Origin of the sequence: Pseudonocardia xinjiangensis (genome assembly GCF_050948425.1) — a bacterium.
GTDB classification, from domain to species: domain Bacteria; phylum Actinomycetota; class Actinomycetes; order Mycobacteriales; family Pseudonocardiaceae; genus Pseudonocardia; species Pseudonocardia xinjiangensis.
In genome coordinates this window covers 2,994,467-3,015,455 of record NZ_CP192009.1, presented here as the reverse complement: position 1 = coordinate 3,015,455, position 20,989 = coordinate 2,994,467, and the positions used below count along the sequence as shown (strand labels likewise).

Below are 20,989 nucleotides of genomic sequence, written 5' to 3'. Positions count from 1 at the left end.
AGACGTGCTCCTTCAGTCGAGACGCTCGGGTGGTGGGTGGGGAGAGGACGGCGGGTGGGGCACCAGGTAGGGACGTCGCTCGAACGGATAGGTCGGCAGGTGCAGGCGGCGCCGTCGTTCGCCCGCGTGCAGGGCGGCGAAGTCGACCGTCGCCCCGGCCGCCCAGAGCCGACCGGCCGCGGCGAGCGCCGTCCGGAAACCGGTCGGTGACCGGCCGGGCCCATCCAGGACGTCGACAGGCAGGACGTCGACGGGCACCGGCTCGACGACGCCGGCGGCAGGCGCTGCCGGTGGCTCCGCCCCGATGTGCACGACGATCTGCCCCGGTGCGCCGTCCAGCGCCGCCGGGACGTCGCAGAGCAGTGGCCTGCCGGGCCGCGCCGGCACCCCGGCGACCGCATCTTCGGCTTCGGCTTCGGTGAGCGCGACGAGCAGGCGGGCGGTGTCGGCGGGGCTCAGCTCCGCGGCGACGGCCGCCGCGCAGCGGGCGCCGAGCCCCTGCCCGGCCACCGCGTCGGGGCGCACACCCCAGGACATCAGCAGCCTCGCCGTCGCGTACTGCACAGCGAGGTGGGCTGCCGGCACTGCGGGCGTGCTCTCCGGGCCGGGGGCCGCGAGCAGCGACCGGCGCAGGTCGTGGCCGAGATGCGGGTGCGCAGCGTCGGCGATCTCGTCCAGGTGGGCGCGGAACACCTCCTCCGCGGCGTGGATCGCGGCGACGGAGCCCGTGCGGTCGCCGCCCGGCTCGGCGAAGAGGAACACGGTGCGCTGTCGGCGTGCGCGGTCCGGGCCGTCCCCGCCCGGCAGGCCGGTACGCAGCGCCGCAACGGCCTCGGCCACGTCCGCGGCGACCACGAAGTGGCGCTGCGGATGCATCGCCCGACCCGTCTGCAAGGTCCACGCGACGTCGGCGAGATCGGTGCCCGGACACCGTTCGAGGTGGTCGGCCAGCATGCGGGCGACGTCCTGGAGCGCGGGCCAGGTCCGCGCCGAGAGGACCAGCAGGTGGTCCGGTCGCCCCGGGGTCGTCGGGAGCGCGGCAGGCGACTCGGCCACCACGGCGTGTGCGTTGGTCCCACCGAACGCGAGCACGTTCGTGGCGCCGACCCGGGGCCGCCCCCCGGACTCCCAGGGGACGGTCCGGTCGTTGACGACGAACGGGGAGGACGCGAAGTCGATCGCCGGGTTCGGCTCGCTGAAGTTCAGGCTGGCGGGGAGCACGCCGTGCTCCACGCAGAGCACTGTCTTGATCAGTCCCACGATGCCCGCGGCCGCGTCGGCGTGGCCGACGTTGGCCTTGACCGACCCGATCCGGCAGTACCCCGTCCGGTCCGTGCTCTGGCGGAACGCCTTCGTCAGTCCGGCGACCTCGACCGGGTCGCCGAGCGCGGTGCCGGTGCCGTGCGCCTCGACGTAGCCGATCTCGTCGGCGTCGACACCGGCCACCAGCTGAGCGGTGCGCACGGCCCCGGCCGGCCCGGCCACGCTCGGTGCGTGGAAGCCCATCTTGCGCCGGCCGTCGTTGTTGACCGCGGTACCGCGGATGACCGCGTGCACGTGGTCACCGTCGTCCAGTGCCTCGGCGAGTGGACGCAGTACCACCAGGCCCACCGCGCTCGCCCGGACGGTGCCGTGGCCGTGCGCGTCGAACGGACGGCACCGCCCGTCGTCGGCGAAGATGTCGTCCGGGTCGTGCTGCAGCATCGGGATCGCGGCCAGCACCGAGGCGCCGCCGGCCACCGCCATCGCGCAGTCACCCGCGAGCAGCGCACCGATGGCGACGTGCACCGCCACCAACGACGAGGAACAGGCCGACTGCACCGCCATGGCGGGCCCGGTGAGGTCCAGCTTGTAGGCGATCCGGGTGGCGAGGAAGTCGACGTCGTTCCCCTGCTGGACACGGGTGTCCGGCAACGGCGCACCCCGGGCGTGCCCCCAGGCCCGGACGAGGGCTCCGTGGTCGGTGACCGACCCCCCGACGAACACGCCGGTCGACAGGCGTTCGGGGCCGCCGTGGCCGGCGCGCTCGAGGGCCTCGTGGGCGCACTCCAGCAGCAGCCGGTGCTGCGGATCCATGATCAGGGCGTCGTCGGGCGAGTAGTCGAAGAAGTCGGCGTCGAACAGATCCGGATCGCTCAGCAGGCCGTAGGAGGGCACGTACCCGTCTGTCGCCGCCGGCAGTTGGTCGCGCAGCACCGACACCGATTCCCGGCCGTCGCAGAGGTTGGCCCAGAAAGTTTCGACGTCCGGGGCTCCCGGGAAACGTCCCGCCATGGCCGTGACGGCGATGAAACCGCTGTCGCCGACGTCTTCGGTACTCATACCTCGGTCTCCGGTCGGAATCGATCGGGACGCCGGCACGACGGAACAGACGTCGAACAGGCAATCACCCGCGAACTGCGTGGGACAGCGCCTGTCGGAGAGTAGCCACCGGCCCGCGCGATCACAGCGGAAGCGCGGGTAAACATCAGGCAAAGTTGCAACGACGCTAAAGTCCGGCACTGGATGCATTAGCCGTTCTCGGCCGTGGCGGCCCGGCTTGACAAATATGTAGCCAGTGGATCTACTGATACCGGCAGCCCACCCGATCGCCATGCAGGTCACTATGCGCGAAAACAGGCCGCCGAGCCCTCGCCGCGCACGAAACGTCGAGTCGGCAATCTGTCTCGCATTTCCTGCGGCACGATCTGGACGGAGCTGACGTGGATCCCGTGCTCCCACCCCGAAGGACACCCATGCCCACCACGACCGTCGACCGGCGCCCGGGATGACGACCGAGTGGCGATCGGGCCTGCGCCGGAGCCTGTGGGGCGCCGCGGACTACCGCAACCTCTGGATGTCCCAGACCGTCAGCCTGTTCGGCACCGGCATCACCCTGCTGGCCCTGCCGCTGGTGGCGCTGTTCGCCCTCGACGCGTCACCGCTGGAGATCGGTCTGCTCTGGGCGGTCGAGTACCTGCCGATCCTGCTGATCGGTCTCCCCGCAGGCGTCTGGGTGGAACGGCTGCCGCTGCGCGCGGTGATGATCGGAGCCGACCTGCTGCGGGCGGTGGCGCTGCTCGCCGTGCCGATCGCGCTGGCACTGGACGTGCTCAGCATGCCGCTGCTGTACGTCGTCACCTTCCTGATCGGGCTGGGGACGCTCTTCTACGACGTCGCGCAGCTGTCGATCCTGCCCGCGCTGGTCGCCGAGGACCGCCTCGTCGACGCCAACGGCAAGCTCGAGCTCTCCCGCTCCGTCTCCCAGATCGGCGGCCCGGCCGTCGGCGGTTTCATGGTGCAGCTGCTCACCGCCCCGCTCGCGGTGCTCGCCGACGTGGTCACGTACCTGTCGTCGGCGTACTACGTCCTGCGCATCCGCAAGCCGGCACCGGTGGATCGACCGGTCGAGAAGACCAGCCTCAGCCGGGACATCCGCGAGGGCGTGCGCTTCGTCTTCGGCCACCCGCTGATGCGCCCGCTGCTGCTGTGCGCCACGCTCGCCGAGCTCGCGTCCGCGATCATCCTCGCCTTGCAGGTCGTCTACGCCGCCGAGGTGCTGGTGATGGGCCCCGTGGTGATCGGTGTCGCGCTGGCCGTCGGCAACGGTGGTGGCGTGCTGGGCGCACTCGTGGCGGAACCGTTCGCACGCCGCTTCGGCACCGGCACCGCATTCATGGTCTCGATCGTCCTGTTCACCGCCGGCTCGGCGATCCTGCCGATGTCCATCGGGCCCGTGACGTTCGCGATCGGAATGTTCGTCGCGTACCTCGGCGCATTCATCTTCAACGTCCTGCAGGTCAGCCTCTGCCAGGCCGTCACACCGCCGCACCTGCTGGGCCGGATGAACTCGGTGTTCCGGTTCGCCACCTGGGGCGTCATCCCACTGGGTGCCGCGGGCGGCGGACTGCTGGTGGAGCACATCGGGCTACCGGGCGTGTTCTGGTTGGCCGCCGGACTCAACGCCCTGTCCTTCCTGCCGCCGTTGTTCTCCACGATCCCCAAGCTGCGCGAGGTCGTCCACCACAGTGCCCATCCGCAACCGTCGTGATGAGTGGATCAGGCACGCGTCGGTAGCCGGTGCGGTGTTCCTAGGTACACGTACCTAGGAACACCGGGGCCTCCCTCGTAGCTCCGACCGCAGCTAGGTTCACGATCAGGGCGCCGGAGCGCGCGTCCTCGAACAGCGCCGGACCTCGCCGACAGCCTGGCGTGCGTCGTCGGCTCGAGAACAACTCGGAAAGAGAAAAGCCATGAACGAGTCCGAACAGAACAAGGCACTGGTGCTGCGGTTTTATGAAGATTTGTCAGAGGGAAAGGTGGAAAGCGCCCTGGATTGCCTCGGGGACGACCTGGAGTACCTCATCGGGGGTCACCCGGAGAGTTTTCCGCTGGCCGGAAAGCATTCCAAGTCGGAACTTGTCAACGTCCTCGGCGCCATCGGCACCGCCATTCCCGCTGGCGTTCACGTCGACATCTTCAGCGCTATCGCCGAGGGTAGTCGCGTGATTGTCGAGTTCACCGCCCGTGGCGTGTCGGCAACGGGAAAGAACTACGACAATCGAGTTGCTTTCTCGTGCCAGGTCCGCGACGGCAAGATCCGGACAGTGCGAGAATACCTCGACACCCTCCACGCGAACGAGGTGCTGATGGAACCGTTGAGGTGACGACGGCACCGCCGTCGACGGTGACCACCAGGGACGCGCAGTCCCGGCTCGTACGCGACCCCGGTGGTCAGGAAGTCCAGGCAGGTGCCGGGCCGGAGCCGCTGCCACCCGTTCCCTCCTCGGGACCGCCCGCATTCGTCGGCTCGGCTGAGCGCACTGCTGCCCGGCGCCGGCTCAGGCGAGCGCGCCCGGCACCCCGTCGGGCCGCTCCACCGGACTCGTCGGCATCAATGCCGGCGACCATGCCGCGATCATCCAGATACGTCGCCAGCTGGTGGATCGTCGTGTGCTCGAAGAACGTCACGATCGACAGGTCGTGACCCCGTTCGGCAAGCTCCCGCTGCACCGCGGCCAGTAGCAGCGAGTGCCCGCCGATGTCGAAGAAGTTGTCGTCGAGGCCGACTCGTTCCAGCCGCAGCACCGTGCACCAGGTGTCAGCGAGCATCCGTTCCGTACCGGTGCTGGGCGCCCGGAAGTCGGAGTCGGGCTCGGTCGGCCCGGGGGCTGGCAGCGCACGCTCGTCCACCTTCCCGTTCCGGTTGATCGGCAACGAGTCCAGCAGCACGAAATCGGTGGGGATCATGTATCGCGGCACGCGGTTGGCCAGGTGCTCACGCACCTGCTGCCGCAGCGCCGGTCGGTCCTGCGCCTCGAGGTAGGCGACGAGACGCTTCTCCCCCTCCTCGTCGGTCTGAGCCAGCACCACCGCGTCGGTGACTGCGGGGTGTGCGCGCAGTGCCTCGACGATCTCGGCCGGTTCGATCCGGTAGCCGCGCAGCTTGATCTGGCGGTCCCGGCGGCCGACGAACTCGATCTGCCCGCTCGGGAGATGCCGTGCGAGGTCGCCGGTGCGGTACATCCGCCTCCCGGGGACGTCGGAGAACGGGTCGGGGACGAAGCGGTCCGCGGTGAGCCGTGCCGAACCGTGGTAGCCGCGTGCGACACCGACGCCGCCGATCCAGAGCTCACCGGTCGCCCCGGGCGGTACCAGCTGTCGCCACGCGTCCAGGATGTAGACGCTCACGCCGGTGATCGGGCGTCCGATGTCGGGGGGCCCGTGCACGGTTCCGGCGGGTTCGATGTGCCCGGCCGTCGCGGTCGCCGTGGTCTCCGTCGGGCCGTACTCGTTGAGCACCCGGAACGGCAGGTCGGCGGCAGGCCGGACCCGGAGCCGGTCGCCCCCGATGATCAGCTCCCGAAGGGCGGGCTCGGCGGGCCAGGGCAGCGCCAGCACGCGCTCGGCCAGTGCCGTCGGCAACTCGGTGACGGTGATCCCCTCGTCGACCAGCCACGAGCGCAGCCGCTCCGGATCGAGCTTGGTGTCCTGGTCGGGCACGTACAGGGTCGCGCCGGAGACCAGGGTGGGCCAGATGTCGGTCACGGAGGGATCGAACCCGGGGGACGCAACCTGGGCGATCCGGTCGGCCTGCCCGATGTCGCAGCGCCGACGACGCCAGGCGACCACATTGGACAGCGATCGGTGGTCGACCATCACGATCTTCGGCCGGCCCGTCGAGCCGGATGTCGCGATGAGGTAGGCGAGGTCGTCGAGCGTCGTCGGATGCCCGCCGAGTACCGGCTCCGGACCGGCGTCAGGCACATCGGTGACATCGGGCAGCCGGTCCATCTGCAGGCGTGCGAGATCGGCAGGGAGGCGGTCCTCGATCACACTGCTGGTGACGATGAGGACGACACCGGCGGCGGTGTACTGGCCGGCCAGGCGGGCCGGCGGGTTGTCCGGGTCCAGGGGCAGGTAGGCGGCCCCGGCGCAGAGCACGGCGAGCTCGGCGATCACCAGGTCCGCGCCACGTGGCAGGCACACACCCACCACCGTCCGAGGTAGGACACCGCGTGCGCGGAGGACGGCGGCCAGCGAGTCGGCCTGAAGGATCAGCTCGGCGTAGCTGACCTCGCGGGCGCCGTCGCGAATGGCCGGAGCATCCGGCGTGCTCCGGGCCTGCGCCCGGACCGCGTGATGAACGAGCGGGCCGTCGGCGGAGTGACGGCGTTCGGGATTCCAGTCGTCCAGCACCATGACACGGTCCCGCCGGCTGAGCACAGCCAGCTCGAACAGCGGTGCCGCCGGGCATGCGACCGCATCAGCCAGCAGCCGCAGGTAACTGTCCGCCATCCGTCGAACGGTCGCGGCGTCGAACAGGTCGACGACGTACTCCCAGAGCATGGTGATCCGGTCATCGGTGTCTTCGGCGTCGGGGCCCAGGCTTTCCTCTCGTGGGACCACCACGACGTTCAGGTCCGTCTTCGCCGAGCCGTTCCGGCGCTCGACGATCGTCCCGGTCGCTCCGGCCCCGGTGGTGGCGGCGAGGTCGAGGTTCGGGACCGGGGAGTCGTCGACGCTGAAGAGGACGTCGGTCAGCGGGTTGCGGCCCGGCTCCCGGGTGGGGTTGAGCACCCGGACCAGCTCCGGGAACGGCAACAGCTCGTTCGCCGCCGCGTCCAGCACGACGCTGTGCACCTTCTCGACCAGGTCGGCGAAGCCCAGCCTGGCGTCGACGTCGCACCGCAACAGGACTGTGTTGGCGAACATGCCGATCAGGTCCTCGGTCCGGGATGCCTGCCTGCCGGCGAACGAGGACCCGACGCAGATGTCCCGCTGCCCGGTGTAGCGGTACAGAAGTGTGGAGAACGCCGCGAGCATGGTGCTGAACAACGTCACCCGGTGAGCACGGCAGAACGAGCGCAGCGCGGCCGCCAGCCCGGGTGGCAGCTCCACCCGCAGGGTCTCCCCGCGGAAGCTCTGGATCGCGGGCCTCGGGCGGTCCACCGGCAGTTCCAGCACGGGCGGGAGGTCACTGAGCTGGTTCTGCCAGTACGCGAGCTGCGCCTGCAGGGGTGGGGTCTCCAGCGCCGAGCGTTGCCGGCGCGCGAAGTCCTGGTACTGGGCGGGCAGTTCGGCCAACGGCGGCTCGACGCCGTCGGTGAACGCGTTGTACAGCGTCGTGAACTCGCGCATCAGCAGCGAGAAGGACCATCCGTCGAACAGCAGCTGGCTCGCCACCAGGACGAGTACGTGCTCCTCGTCCGACAGCCGCACCACGGTCCAGCGAACCAGCGGCAGCTGTTCGACGTGGAACGGCTCGCGCAGTTCCCGGGTGACGATCTCGGCCAGCAGTTCGTGCTGTCCGTCGCGGGCGTCACCGATGTCGAGCCGCCTCGCCCGGACCGGCTGCGGCGGGTGCACCACCTGCCACGGTTTTCCACCGATCTCCGGGTAGGTGGTGCGCAGTACCTCGTGCCGCCGACCGATCTCCGTGACGACCCGGTCGAGCCGGTCGAGATCGAAGGCACCGACGACACGGATCGTCGTCTGCGTGTGGTGAGCGATGCTGTCCGGAGCGAACCGGTGCAGGAACCAGACCTGTTCCTGCTGGAGTGACAAGGGGATCCCGGCGCCGGCGGCCGAATCGGAAACCGGGACGCGGGCTCCATCTGCAGCAACGTCAGAATCTCGCGGTCGCAACATACATCTCCTCCCGAAGTCATTCCGATCTGAACGACAGTGGTCATGAATGTGAACGATGACCGGAAATGCCCTGGCGGCTACCGATTGCTTGACAGGTTCCGGATCGAGTGCTCAAGTGTTGCGGTGACGACTCGGCCGAACGGAAGCCCGTTCGATGACGAACCGCTGTCTTACGTCGTGGTGGTGAACCGCGAAAACCAGCACTCACTGTGGCCGGACCTCGTAGAAATTCCGGACGGTTGGTCGCTTGTTTTCGGCCCCGCCGGTCGCGAAGACTGTCTCACCTACGTCGACCGGTCGTGGACCGACATGCGCCCGAAAAGTCTCGTCGACGAGATGGGCTCGTAGCCACTAGGCCGTTCCCGATCTCGTCGGCACCCGGTCGTCGGCCGCCTCCTCCGTGGGGGTCAGCGGAGCGCGGCCCAGCGCCCGGAGCCCGATCAGGTCATCGGGGGTGGCGTCGGGACTGTCGTCGACGAGCCGGGGCAGCCCGGAGCGCAGTGCTGCCGCCGCCAGCAGCGCGACGGCCGCTGCGCACAGCACGTACAGCAGCGCGATACCCCGCCCCGGCCCGGTGCCGATCACCGCGCCGACGCTCGGGGCCAGCGCCCCACCCGGGGTCAGGAGCGGCTCGAACAGCACCGAGACGAAGGCTGCGACCACTCCGAAGCCGAGCGGCAGCGCCGACCACGAGAGCATCGCGTTGAGCGCGGACACCCGGCCGTGGAACCGCTGCGGCACCTTGACCTCGACGATCGCGGCATGGATCCCGTTCAGCACCGTCAGCGACAGCGACATGCCGAACACGCCGACGCCGATCGTCGCCAGGTCCGCTCGCAGGCCGGCCACCAGGGAGAACACGGCCAGGCCGAGCGTGCACAGCAGCACACCGCGCATCCGGCGCCGCGGCGGGCCGCCCCACACCGTCACGACGAGGCCGCCCAGCACCCCCGCCAGTCCCGAGCCGAGGAGGATCCAGCCGAGGTCGGTGAGCGTGCCGACGGTGAGCACCAGCGGTGGGACCAGCAGGAACAGCGGCGACAGGACGACGTTGAGCACCGCGAAGAAGATCAGCATCCGGCGGAGCCGGGGGTGGCCCCACGAGTACCGGAACCCGGCCCTGATCTCGGCCGTCACCGACTCCGTCCGCTGCGCCATGGTCCGCGGGAACCGGACCAGAAGCGTGCCGGTGATCGCGACCAGGTAGCTCAGCACGCCCAGGACGAGGACGCCCTCCAACCCCACGACGGCCATCAGCCCGACGGCCGCGATCGGCACGATCAGCCGGCTCGCCCCCGAGCCCATCCCGACGACACCGGTGGCGTGGTCGAGGTACCGCTTGGGGACGAGCTGCGGCACGGCGGAGCCGAAGGCGAGCCGCTGGAACGCGAGCGCGACCGACAGGGACGCGAGCAACGGGTAGAGGTGCCAGACCTGCAGGTTCCCGCTCCACAGCAGCAGGCCGAGCAGCAGCTGGACCCCGACCGCGCCGACGGCGCCCGCGAGCAGGGTCGTGCGCCGGTTGCCGCGGTCCACCACGGAGGCGGCCAGCGGCGTGATGAGCAGCCCGGGCACCAGCCCGACCGCGGCGGACAGGGCGAACTGGACGAGCGAGCCGGTGGTCAGGTAGATCCAGACCGAGATCGCGAACGCGGTCAGCGCCGAGCCGCTGACCGAGAGGAGCTGCCCCGCTGCCACCGCGAGGAACCGGCGCATCGCAGGCCGGGCCCCCTCGGGTGCGCCCGGCGGAGCCGCCCGCGAGACGTCGAGCAGCCGCCACGCGTCCCCACCGACCGGCGCACCGGCGGAGACGGCCGGGTGGGTCGTCGTCACGATCTCGGCGAGCTCGGCGGCGCGGTGGTCCTGGAAGTAGTGACCCGCCTCGTCGAGCAGCACCACGGCGGTGGTGTCGGTCAGGACGTGCCACTCGCGGAAGCGCTCCTGGTAGTACTCGGACGCCGGGTCGTGCTCTCCGACCACACTGATGACCGGCGCCCGCAGCCGCTCCACCGGGCTGCCGAAGAGCCCCGTGAAGTACTCCTCCGCCGCTTCGGTGTCGCGGCGGGTGTTGCGGACGATGTGCCGGGCGTGCACGGGGTCGATGTCGCTCATGTCGAGCCCGAGCGCGGTCAGCCCGTTCGCGTAGGCGCGGTCGCTGCGCAACGCGTCCGGGTTGGTGAACCGGCCCAGCGCGGCGGGCAGGCGCCGGCCCGGCCGGGCGAACGGGAAGATCGCGCCGATGTAGACCGCTTCCGGGATGCGGCCCGCCGCCTCCAGCCTCCTGGCGATCTCGACGACGAGCGCCGAGCCGACACCGCAGTGCCCGTACAGCGCGATCGGCCCGGTGACGTTCTCCTGGATCTCCCGCACGCACCGCGCGGCGACGTCCTCGAGCGGCGCGTGCTGCTCGTCGATCCCGATGTCGTGGCCGGGGATGGCGACCGACCACAGCGCGTGGGTGGCCGGCAGCGCGTCCGCCAGCGACGTGTAGACCATCGCCCCGCCCCCGCCGTACGGGACGGCGACGTAACTGAGCTCGGGCTCGGCCGTCGGCTGCGGCGTCAGCCGGTGCAGGAGCCCGCGCTCCGTCGGCGTGCCCCCGTCGAGCAGGGCGGCGAGCCGCCGGATCGTCGGGTGGGTGAACAGGTCCATCACGGCGATCTCGGTGCCGCCCGGCGCCGCGCGCCTCAGCCGCTCGACCGCCTTGATCGCGAGCAGGGAGTGGCCGCCCAGGTCGAAGAAGTTGTCGTCGATCCCGACGTCGGCCCGGTCGAGTACGTCCGCCCACACCGCGTGGACCGCCCGCTCCGGTTCGGTGCGCGGCGGCGTCCGCCCGGTCCCCTCGTCGATGGGCGTCTCGGGCGCGGGCAGCCGTCCGCGGTCCACCTTGCCGTTCGCGGTCAGTGGCAGCCGGGGCAGCATGACGAACGAGTTGGGGACCATGTAGGCCGGGAGCGCCGCGGCGAGGTGCGACCGCAGCCCCGTGGGGTCGGGTTCGTGCCCGGGTTCGGCCACGGCGTAGGCCACGAGCTGGGCGGCGTTGCCCGTCCCGTGCGTGGTCAGCACGCACTCGGCGATCTCGGGATGGCGGGTCAGGTGTGCCTCGATCTCGCCGAGCTCGATGCGGTAGCCGCGGATCTTGACCTGCGCGTCGGCCCGGCCGAGGAACTCGATCACGCCGTCGGGCTGGTACCGGCCGAGGTCGCCGGTCCGGTAGAGGCGGGCGCCGGTGCGCGGGTGCGTGACGAACGCCGCTGCAGTCCGCTCCGGGTCCTTCCAGTAACCGCTCGCCACGCCGGCGCCCCCGATGTACAGGTCGCCGGGCACGCCGACCGGGACGTCGCACATCCCGCGGTCGAGGATGTGGAACTGCTGGTTGGCCAGGGGGCGGCCGTACGGGATCGAGGTCCACGACGGGTCGACGACGTCGATCGGATGAAAGATCGACCAGATCGACCCCTCGGTCGCTCCGCCGAGGCTGACGACCTCCGCACTCGGGGCGAGCGCGCGGATGCGGTCGGGCAGCGTCGGCGGGATCCAGTCGCCCGACATCATCACCAGCCGCAGCGAGCTGATGTCGGTCCCTTCCTGCTCGGCGTGCTCGACCAGCAGTTCCATCAGCGCGGGTACCGAGTTCCAGACGGTGATCCGCTGCTCGGTGACGATCCGTGCCCACGCGGCCGGGTCCTTGTCCTCCTCGGGGCGCCCCATGACCAGCGTGGCCCCGGCGGCAAGCGTGCCGTAGACGTCGTAGACCGACAGGTCGAAGCTCAGCGCGGACAGCGCGAACACCCGGTCGTCGGGTCCGACCCGGAACCGCGCGGTGATGTCGCGGACGGTGTTGAGCGCGGCCCTGTGCTCGATCATCACGCCCTTCGGCGTGCCGGTCGAGCCCGACGTGAAGATCACGTAGGCAAGGTCGTGGGGCTCGGCGGGGCAGGCAGGTGCCGCGCCGCCCGACGCCTCGGTGACCGGCAGCGTCGCCAGCCCGTCCGGCCAGGTCAGCCGCGGGACCAGCGCCGCCTGGGTGAGGGCCACGGTGCAGCCGCCGCGCGTGATGAGCTCGTCGCGGCGGCGCTCGGGCAGGTCGGCGTCGACGGGGAGGTAGGCCGCGCCGGCCTTGTTGATCGCCAGTACCGCGACGACCTGCTCCCAGCCCCGTTCCATCACGACGGCCACCAGGTCGCCCCTCGTCACCCCGGAGGCGGTCAGCTGCGCCGCGAGGTGCTCGGCCCTCCGGTCGACCTCGGCATGCGAGAGCTGACCGGCGGGGTGGATCACAGCGGGGTGGTCGGGCGTCCGGCGCGCCTGCGCCTCGACCGGGACGTGCAGGCACTGGTCGGCACCGAGGTCGGTGCCGGTGTCGTTCCATCGCACGCGCTGCGCGCGCTCGTCGGCCGTGAGCAGCTCGTAGCTCGAGATCGGGGCGTGCGGGTCGGCGGCGATGCCCTCCAGCAGGACGCGGAAGTGGGCGCCCATGCGCGCGATCGAGTCCGCTGCGAACAGCGCGGTGTTGTAGACCATCAGGAAGCCGCCGTCGTCGCCCGCGGTGTGGAGCTCGAGGTCGAACCGGGTCACGCGGTACGACAGGGCGACGTCGTCGGTGACGGTGAGCGCCGGGGTGCTCGGCCGGTCCGCCTCGTAGCTCTGCATGGAGAAGACCACCTGGAACAGCGGCGAACGTGACACCTCACGCGGCACGTTCAGTTCGGTGACCAGGCGCTCGAACGGCAGCTCCTGGTGGGCGAACGCGTGCCCGGCCGTGGCGCGGACCCGCGCCAGCAGCTCGACGAACGTGGGGTCGCCCGACGCGTCGACCCGCATCGTCACCATGTTGATGAAGCAGCCGACGAGGTCGTCGAGCTCGGGTAGGGATCGGCCTGCCGTCGGCGACCCGATCGTGACGTCGTCCTGCTGCGCCCGGCGACCCAGCAGGATCGCGAACGCCGCGAGCAGCACCATGTACGGCGTGGCCCGGTGCCCACGCCCGAGCCGGAACACCTCGGCGAGCACGCTCGGCGCCACCGAGAACTCGTGCGCGGCGCCGGTGTAGGTCGGCACCGGTGGCCGCTGCCGGTCGGTCGGCAGCTCGAGCGGTGCGACGCCGGCGAGCTGCTCACGCCAGTACGCCACGTCGTGCTCGGTGTCGGGCTGGGCGCGTTGCCACGCGGCGAAGTCGCGGTAGCGCACCGGCAGGTCCGGCAGCGGGTCGCCGGCCAGGCAGGCCAGCACCTCGCCGAGGAGGAGCTCGGTGGACCAGCCGTCGGCCGCGATGTGGTGCACCGCGAGCGCGAACACGTGCTCGTCGGGGGCGATCGTGATCAGCATCCCCCGCGCCACGGGCCCGGTGGCGAGGTCGAACGGTTCGGCCATGAAGGCGTCGACGAGCGCATCCACGGCGTCGTCGGACCCGGCCGCCGCGGTGGTGAGCGGGATCGCGCCGACCGGGTCGACGAGAACGACGGGCCGGCCGTCCACGGTCGCGGGGAAGCGGGTCCGCAACGGCTCGTGCCGGGCCGCGACCCGGTTCAACGCCACGGAGAGCGCGGTCGGATCGACCGCCCCGTGCAGCCGCCAGGCCTCGGGGATCGTGTACGCCGTCGTGCCGGGTGCGTAGGCGTCCATGAACCAGAGGCGTTCCTGGGCGAACGACATGACGGGTTGCCCGTCGGGCACGGCAGGGATCGTGGTCGGTGTCGGAGGCAGCTCGGTCAGGTCGCTCACGGGAGGTCCTCCGGAGGTCATGTGGGCTGTCCACCGGACGCGTCCGGCACGGCCGACTGCTCGAGGTCCGCGACCGCGGGGGTGGTCACGGGCCCGCTCCTTCCTGTGGGTCGGATCCACTCACCAGCGCGGCGAGCTCGCGGATCGTGGAGTGGTCGAAGACGTCCATGATCGTGAGTCGAGGGGCGTCCGGGCCCAGGACCGGACGCAGCCGGGCCAGCACGCGCGTTGCGTGCAGGGACTGGCCGCCGAGCTCGAAGAAGTCGTCGTCGATGCCCACGTGCTGCACGCGGAGCACCTCGCGCCACACGTCGGCGATCGTCTTCTCGACCGGTGTGCGCGGATCGGTCGCCGCCCGGTCCGTGTCGTGTCCGGGTGTCGGTTCCGCCGGGCCGCCCGGTGACGCGAGTGCCACGACGGGCGTCGGATCGTCCAGCGCGAACCGCTCGCGTTGGAACGGGTAGGTGGACAGCGGGACGCGCCGGGGCGGTCGGGCGTTGTGCAGCGCAGACCACCGCACGGGCAGCCCGGCCTGCCACAACACGCCGGTGGCGCGGAGCGACTCGGCGGCTCCCCCGGCTCCTTCGGCTGCGTCCGGCAGGCTCGCCGCGATCGTGCGTGTCCCGCCGTCGGGGTGCTGCTGGGCCAGGTCCCCGAGCGCGCGGCCGGCGCCGACCTCCAGCAGGATCCCGGCGGAGCCGGCGAGCAGCGTCTGCACGGCCTCGGAGAAGCGGACGGTGCGCCGCAGGTGGTCGGCCCAGTAGGCCGGGTCGCACGCGTCGCGCGCTGTGACCGGCGCACCGGTCCGGTCGGAGATCCACGTCAGCCGCGGTGGGCGCAGTTGCACCGACGCCACCGCATCGGCGTACTCATGGATGATGTCGTCGACGGGTACCGAGTGGGCCGCGGAGGCGGTCCGCAACCGGCGGGCGTCCACTCCGAGGCCGGCGAGGTGCGCGACGAGCTGCTCGACACCGGCCGTGGGACCGCTGACGACGCACTGCCGCGGACCGTCGATCGCGGCGATCGCCATGTCGCCGGCGAGCATCGGCAGCAGGTCGGCCTCGGGCAGCGGCACCGCGACCACGGCGACTTCGGGCAGGCGGTCCAGGAGGCGACCCCGCGTGAGCACCAGTGACAGTGCGTCGGCCATGGTGAGCACCCCGGCCGAGACGGCGGCGGCGTACGCGCCCAGCCCGTAGCCGAGTACGGCGTGCGGGCTGACCCCACGAGACCCCCACAGCTCGGCGAGGGCGTGCTGGACGGCGAAGACCGCGGGCTGGCACACGGCCGTCGTGGTCAGCCGCGCCTGCGCCTCGGTCTCGGCGCCGGGCTCCGGGTACAGCACCTGCCGCAGGTCCAGGCCGAGGTCCGCGCCGGCCCGAGCGGCGCAGTCGTCGATGGCCGCGCGGAAGACCGGCTCCTGCACGTACAGCTCGCGCGCCATGCCCACGTGCCCGCCACGCTGCCCGGGGAAGAGGAACGCGACGTCCGCCATACCCGTCGGCGGGTCCACGGGGGCCTGCGGATGTTCGGCGAGGCTCGTCAGAGCCCGGGCCGCTTCGTCGCGGTCGCGGCACACCACGAAGGCCCGGTGGTCGAACGCTGCGCGGCCGGTCTGCAGGGTCCATGCCGCGTCGGCGATGGCGACCGGGTCCCGCTGCAGCCGGACACGCAGCCGCGCCGCCGACTCCGCGAGTGCCGCAGCGGTGCGCGCCGACAGCGGCAGCAGGTGGTAACGGCCGTCGTCGGGAGGCAGGTGCGCGGTGGGCGCCTCCTCCACGAGGAGGTGGGCGTTGGTCCCCCCGATCCCCGTGGAGTTGACCCCGGCTCGGCGCGGACCGTCCCCCGGCGGCCACGGCGTGGCCTCGCGCGTCACCACGAACGGGCCGGCCGGGAGATCGAGGTGCGGGTTGGGGCGGCGGAAGTGCGCTGTGCCCGGAATGAGGCCGTGGCGCAACGACAGCACCACCTTGATGAGGCCGATCACGCCCGCTGCGGCGTCGGCGTGGCCGATGTTCGACTTGACGGAGCCGAGCAGGCACCGCTCGGGCGAGCCCGGCCCGAACGCCTCGGACAGCGCGCGGACCTCGATCGCATCGCCGATGGTGGTGCCGGTGCCGTGCGCCTCGACGTACCCGATCGTGTCCGGGGGAACGTCGGCGAGGAGGTGCGCGGAGCGGATCGCGGCCACTTGCCCTGCCACGCTCGGCGCGGTGAAGCTCACCTTGCCGGAGCCGTCGTTGGACAGGGCCGACCCTCGGAGCACGGCGTCGACGTGGTCCCCGTCGGCGAGCGCGTCGGGCAGCCGCTTGAGCACGACGATTCCTGCCCCGTCGGCGCCGACCATTCCGTCGGCGTCCGCGTCGAACGGCCGGCAGCAGCCCTCCGGTGAGAGCAGTTCGTCATCCTCCGCGGCGCCTGCAGCGCCACGCAGCGTGATTCCACCGGCCAAGGCCATGTCGCAGTCGCCTGCGAGCAGGGCCTGGCACGCCAGATGAACGGCGACGAGCGAGGTGGAGCAGGCGGTATGCACGGTGACGGCCGGGCCCCGAAGGTTCAGCTTGTACGCCACCTGGCTGGTGAGGAAGTCCCGGCTGCCGGCGAGCCGGAGCTGCTCGCCCGTCGTTTCCGGGAACCGGTGCCGCTGCGAACGCAGGACGGCGACGTGGTCCGTTTCGGCACTCCCGGCATACACGCCGATGGCACCCGGGTAGGTGCCGGGGTCGTAGCCGGCGTGCTCCAGCGCCTCCCAGGCGCACTCGAGGAACACCCGGTTCTGCGGGTCGAGCACCTGCGCATCCCGCGGCGAGACCCCGAAGAACGCGGCGTCGAACAACTCGGTGTCGGCGACCACTCCGTACGTGCGTCGGGAGTCGAGGCGAGTGGTCAGGTCGCGGCCGGCCACGAGCGCAGCCCAGAACTCGTCGATGTCCGCGGCGCCGGGTATTCGGGCAGCCATTCCGATGACGGCCACCGAGGTTTGCACGTTCTCGTCGGCACTTGCGATGGCGGTCATGTCTCCTTCATTTCGGAAACAGGGCCGTACGGCGAGACTCGCAGAGCCTCTCGTGCATCTTCCACCAATCAACTCGGTTCACTCGGCAACAGTCATCCGTGAATCAAGGAGGCATCGATGAGGCGCTGTCATGGGTTCGACAGCGGGAGTCTCATTGCAGAGAGTAAACACGAGGTAAATTCACCGGAGACGCGACGGATATAGCTGCGGTCCGGCAAGACCCGCTCATGAACGAGAGGACGCGGGGAACGGTATGTCAGCCGTCGACCACCACCGGCAGGGCTCGCAGGCCTCGGTGGATCAGGCTGGGTAGGTACTCGGGCGGTACATCCTGTGTGAGCGCGAGGCCCGGCACCCGACGCAGTAGGCCGCCGATCGCGGCGTCGGCCTCCACCCGGGCGAGCGGGGCGCCGACACAGAAGTGCAGCCCGAGACTGAAGCCGAGGTGCCGGCGCGCCGGGCGGGGTCCGTGGAAGCGGGTGATGTCGAACCGGTCCGGGTCGGCGTAGACCGCGCCGTCCCGGCCCGCGGACGCGGTCACGACCACCACTCCGTCGCCGCGGGCGAACGAGTGTCCTGCGACCTCGGTGTCGGTGAGGGCCACGCGGATCGTGAACTGGGTCGGGGCGTCGTAGCGCAGCGCCTCGTCGATCGTGGACGCCATCAGTTCGGGCCGGGCCCGCAGCAGTGCCTGCTGTTCGGGGTGGCGCAGCAGCGCGAGCACCGCGTTGCCGACGAGGTTGATCGACGTCTCCATCCCCGCGACCAGCAGCAGCAGGCAGATGCCGACCAGCTCCGGCTCGGTGAGGGTGTCGCCGCGCTCCTCCACCCGGATGAGCTCGCTGAGCAGGTCGTCAGCCGGATCGGTGCGGCGCCGCGCCACGAGGCGTTGGAAGTAGCCGGCGCACTCCCGCGCGGCGAGGCCCCGCGCGACCACGGCCTCGGGCAGGAGCAGCTCGTCCGGATCCGTTCCCCGTGCGATGGCGAGCTCCCACTCGCGCAGAACGGGCCGGTCGGCCTCGGGGACACCGAGCACGCGCCCGCCGATCATCGCGAGGGCGAGCGGGACGGCCAGGTCGTTGATGACATCGAGCCGTCCGGTGCTGCGTGCCTGCTCCAATGCCGTGTCGAGCAGTTCGTCGACGACCCGCTCGACGAGCGGGGTCAGTGCCGCGACGGTGCGGGGTGTGAACGCCTTGTTGACCAGTGCGCGGAACCGGGTGTGATCCGGGGGGTCCATCCGCACGAACGAGCCCGGGATGAGTGCGCCCTGCTCGCGGAAGGGGCTGATACCGGCCGCGTACCCGTGGCCCCAGTCCGGGCTCTGCAGCACCGCGGCGCACTCCTCGTACCGGGTGAAGACGGTGACCGGGACGTCCCCGAGCAGCAGCGGGCACGCGGGCGTGGCCTGCCGGACGCGCGCGTAGCTCGGGTAGGGGTCGGCGTGGTGCTGCGGCTCGAACGCGTCGAACTCGACGACGGCTTTCGTCGGCGGGGTCATCGGGTGTCTCCGTTCGTGAGGCGCACGGGCAGCTCGGCCATGCCACGCACGACGAGGTTGGGGCGGTACGGCGGGTTGTCGACCAGGAGCTCGATGGCGGCGACCCGGGCCGCGACGGCGCGCAGCACGACCTCCATCTCGAGCCGGGCCAGCGAGGCGCCGATGCAGTAGTGCAGCCCGAGACCGAAGGCCAGGTGCCGGTTCGGGCGGGGACGCGCGGCGTAGCGGGTGAGGGACAGCTCGGCCGCGTCGGGGAAGGCGTCGGGGTCGCGGTTGGCGGAGCCGATCAGCACGATGACGGCGTCCCCGGGCGCGAACGTCCGTCCGGCCACGGTCACCTCGGCGCGCGCGGTGCGGGTGGTGAGGTGCACCGGAGGGTCGAAGCGCAGCACCTCGTCGACGGCCGGGGCGGCGAGCTCGGGATCGCGGCGCAGCAGCGCGAGCTGGTCGGGCCGGCGCAGCAGCGCGAGCATGCCGTTGCCGATGAGGTTGACGGTGGTCTCGTGGCCTGCCACCACGAGAATGAGCAGGGTTCCGAGCATCTCCTGCGGCGAGAGCACGTCCCCGTCGGCCTCGACCTGCGCCAGCGCGGTGATCAGGTCCTCGCGTGGGTGGGCTCGGCGCTGGGCGACCAGCGCGCCGAAGAACGTGGCGAAGTCGTGCACCGCCGTGGTGCGGGCGGCGAGCTCCTCGGGGGAGAGCAGGGCGTCCGGGTCGAGCCCGCGTGCGATGCCTGCCGACATGCGCCGGACGTCGGCGTGCGCGTCCGCGGGCACACCCAGCAGGTCGCACACCATCGTCAGCGGGAGCGGGTAGGCCAGCGACTCGATGAGGTCGGTCTCGCCTGCCGCCAGCGCGGTGCCGAGCAGGCTGTCGACGATCCGCTCGGCGTGGGCGCGCATGCCCTCGATCCGGCGCGGGGTGAAGGCGGCACTCACCAGCCGGCGCAGCCGGGTGTGGTCCGGTGGCTCCATCCAGAGGAACGACCCGGGCAGCTCGACGTCGCTCGCCGGATGCAGCAGGTCGGGCTCCTCGGCGTGGCTCCACGTCGGGTCCTGCAGGATCGCGTCGCAGTCGGCGTACCGCGTGACGAGCTGGGTGCCGAGCGGTCCGGGAACGAACGGGCCCGCAGCGCGCAGCACCTCGTACGCGCGGTACGGGTCGCGGCGGCTGGACGGCGCGAAGGCGTCGAGCACCGCCTGTTCGACAACGCTCGGTCCGCTCGGCGCGGAGGTCGTGGTCATGCCGGGCTCCGTTCGGTGGCTGGGACGCGCATGCGGTCGAGCAAAGCGGTGTCGTGCGTTCCGGCGGCGAACTCGGGATGGGCCAGCACGGAGCGAAGGAACGCCGTGGTGGTGGCCAACCGGTCCCCGGTGATGCGGAGCTCGGAGAGTGCGCGGTCCATGCGGCGCAGGGCGGCTTCGCGGTCCGCACCCCAGACCACCACCTTCGCCAGCAGCGAGTCGTAGTCCGGGGGGATCCGGTAGCCGGACGCCACGTGGGTGTCGACGCGGACGAACGGGCCACCCGGAGGTTCGAACTGCTCGACGACGGCCGGGGTGGGGGCGAAGTCGCGGTCGGGATCCTCCGCATTGATCCGGCACTCGACGGCGGCCCCCCACAGCCGCACGTCGTCCTGGTGGTAGCCCAACGGTTCGCCTGCGGCGATACGGAGCTGTTCGGCCACCAGGTCCAGCCCGGTGACCATCTCCGTGACCGGGTGCTCGACCTGCAACCGGCAGTTGACCTCCATGAAGGAGAACTGCCCCTGCCCGTCGACGAGGAACTCCACGGTGCCGGCACCCACGTACCCGGCCGCGAGCACGCCGCGGACCGCCGCCTCCCCCATGGCACGGACCGTCGCGGCCGGCAGGCCCGGCGCCGGTGTCTCCTCCACGAGCTTCTGGTGGCGCCGCTGCACGGAGCAGTCACGGGCACCGAGGTGCACGCCCGCGCCGTGCGCGTCGCACAGCACCTGCACCTCCACGTGCCGCGCGGAGTCCAGGTAGCGCTCCACGTAGACGCGCGAGTCGCCGAACACGGCCTTCGCACCGGCCCGGGTGCGGCGGTAGGTGTCCCCGAAGGAGGCACTGTCACGGACGACGGCCATGCCGCGCCCGCCGCCGCCCGCCGCGGCCTTGATGATCACGGGGTACCCGATCTCCTCCGCGAGCGCGGCCGCGTCGCCGGGATCGTCCAGCGCCTCGGTGCTGCCCGGGAGCAGCGGCAGGCCGGCCGCGACCATCGCCGCCCTGGCCAGTGCCTTGTCGCCGAGCCGCTCCATGACCGCGGCAGGTGGCCCGACGAACGTGATGCCCTCGGCGGCGCACACCTCGGCGAGGTCCGGGTTCTCCGAGAGGAACCCGTAGCCCGGGTGGATCATGTCGGCTCCGGTCATCCGGGCGGCCTCGATGATCGAGGGGATGTGGTTGTAGCTGCGCCGCGCCGGACCGGGCCCGATGCAGACGGCGCGGTCGGCGTAGCGCACGGCAGCCGAGCCCGCGTCCGCTGTCGAGTAGACCGCGACCGTCCCGAGCCCCAGCTCACGGCAGGTGCGCAGCACCCGCAGCGCGATCTCGCCGCGATTCGCCACCAGCACCGTCGTCATGACGACC

Annotated in this window: 10 protein-coding genes; 3 read left to right on the top strand and 7 right to left on the bottom strand. The window is 71.6% G+C overall.

The genetic code is table 11. The features are described from left to right. Positions 1-12: 12 nt before the first annotated feature. Positions 13-2,322, bottom strand: coding sequence for a beta-ketoacyl synthase N-terminal-like domain-containing protein (locus ACQPZA_RS14325; RefSeq protein WP_433281264.1), 2,310 nt, complete (start codon positions 2,320-2,322; stop codon positions 13-15). A gap of 445 nt (positions 2,323-2,767) precedes the next feature. Between ACQPZA_RS14325 and ACQPZA_RS14320 the strand changes: the two genes are divergently transcribed. Together ACQPZA_RS14320 and ACQPZA_RS14315 are read left to right on the top strand one after the other, a co-directional pair. Then, positions 2,768-4,030 carry an MFS transporter gene (locus ACQPZA_RS14320; RefSeq protein ID WP_433281262.1) on the top strand — a complete coding sequence of 421 codons (1,263 nt, stop codon included), beginning with the start codon at positions 2,768-2,770 and terminating at the stop codon, positions 4,028-4,030. A gap of 202 nt (positions 4,031-4,232) precedes the next feature. Further along, positions 4,233-4,646: a nuclear transport factor 2 family protein gene (locus tag ACQPZA_RS14315; protein ID WP_433281260.1), complete on the top strand. Its 414-nt coding sequence runs from the start codon at positions 4,233-4,235 to the stop codon at positions 4,644-4,646. 67 nt (positions 4,647-4,713) lie between these two features. On the opposite strand, the gene ACQPZA_RS14310 is transcribed toward ACQPZA_RS14315, so the two are convergent. Then, complete coding sequence (locus ACQPZA_RS14310) at positions 4,714-8,046, bottom strand: non-ribosomal peptide synthetase (protein ID WP_433281258.1); 3,333 nt, start codon at positions 8,044-8,046, stop codon at positions 4,714-4,716. Between the two features lie 126 nt (positions 8,047-8,172). Here ACQPZA_RS14310 and ACQPZA_RS14305 point away from each other — a divergent pair, with 126 nt between their 5' ends. Continuing rightward, positions 8,173-8,478 carry an MbtH family protein gene (locus ACQPZA_RS14305; protein ID WP_433281255.1) on the top strand — a complete coding sequence of 102 codons (306 nt, stop codon included), beginning with the start codon at positions 8,173-8,175 and terminating at the stop codon, positions 8,476-8,478. Between the two features lie 3 nt (positions 8,479-8,481). Here the strand turns inward: ACQPZA_RS14305 and ACQPZA_RS14300 are convergent, their stop codons facing one another. The 5 genes from ACQPZA_RS14300 to ACQPZA_RS14280 all read right to left on the bottom strand — a co-directional run bounded on the left by ACQPZA_RS14300 (position 8,482) and on the right by ACQPZA_RS14280 (position 20,982). Then, positions 8,482-13,854: a non-ribosomal peptide synthetase/MFS transporter gene (locus ACQPZA_RS14300; protein WP_433281253.1), complete on the bottom strand. Its 5,373-nt coding sequence runs from the start codon at positions 13,852-13,854 to the stop codon at positions 8,482-8,484. An 85-nt stretch (positions 13,855-13,939) separates the two neighbouring features. Further along, the gene (locus tag ACQPZA_RS14295) at positions 13,940-16,873 is read right to left on the bottom strand and encodes a type I polyketide synthase (protein ID WP_433281251.1); all 2,934 of its coding nucleotides are present in this window, start codon (positions 16,871-16,873) and stop codon (positions 13,940-13,942) included. A gap of 256 nt (positions 16,874-17,129) precedes the next feature. Next, positions 17,130-18,374 carry a cytochrome P450 gene (locus ACQPZA_RS14290; protein WP_433281248.1) on the bottom strand — a complete coding sequence of 415 codons (1,245 nt, stop codon included), beginning with the start codon at positions 18,372-18,374 and terminating at the stop codon, positions 17,130-17,132. Then, the gene (locus ACQPZA_RS14285; RefSeq protein WP_433281247.1) at positions 18,371-19,618 is read right to left on the bottom strand and encodes a cytochrome P450; all 1,248 of its coding nucleotides are present in this window, start codon (positions 19,616-19,618) and stop codon (positions 18,371-18,373) included. The genes ACQPZA_RS14290 and ACQPZA_RS14285 overlap by 4 nt, the downstream gene beginning before the upstream one ends. Then, positions 19,615-20,982 (bottom strand): acetyl-CoA carboxylase biotin carboxylase subunit, encoded by a 1,368-nt coding sequence (locus ACQPZA_RS14280; RefSeq protein WP_433281245.1) that lies wholly within the window; start codon positions 20,980-20,982, stop codon positions 19,615-19,617. The genes ACQPZA_RS14285 and ACQPZA_RS14280 overlap by 4 nt, the downstream gene beginning before the upstream one ends. Between the last annotated feature and the right edge of the window lie 7 nt (positions 20,983-20,989).

What these genes read in the sequence shown, in the direction of transcription:
- ACQPZA_RS14325 (WP_433281264.1), bottom strand. Translation starts at nt 2,322, where the DNA reads ATGAGTACCGAAGACGTCGGCGACAGCGGTTTCATCGCCGTCACGGCC.
- ACQPZA_RS14320 (WP_433281262.1), top strand. Translation starts at nt 2,768, where the DNA reads ATGACGACCGAGTGGCGATCGGGCCTGCGCCGGAGCCTGTGGGGCGCC.
- ACQPZA_RS14315 (WP_433281260.1), top strand. Translation starts at nt 4,233, where the DNA reads ATGAACGAGTCCGAACAGAACAAGGCACTGGTGCTGCGGTTTTATGAA.
- ACQPZA_RS14305 (WP_433281255.1), top strand. Translation starts at nt 8,173, where the DNA reads ATGAATGTGAACGATGACCGGAAATGCCCTGGCGGCTACCGATTGCTT.
- ACQPZA_RS14295 (WP_433281251.1), bottom strand. Translation starts at nt 16,873, where the DNA reads ATGACCGCCATCGCAAGTGCCGACGAGAACGTGCAAACCTCGGTGGCC.
- ACQPZA_RS14290 (WP_433281248.1), bottom strand. Translation starts at nt 18,374, where the DNA reads ATGACCCCGCCGACGAAAGCCGTCGTCGAGTTCGACGCGTTCGAGCCG.
- ACQPZA_RS14285 (WP_433281247.1), bottom strand. Translation starts at nt 19,618, where the DNA reads ATGACCACGACCTCCGCGCCGAGCGGACCGAGCGTTGTCGAACAGGCG.
- ACQPZA_RS14280 (WP_433281245.1), bottom strand. Translation starts at nt 20,982, where the DNA reads ATGACGACGGTGCTGGTGGCGAATCGCGGCGAGATCGCGCTGCGGGTG.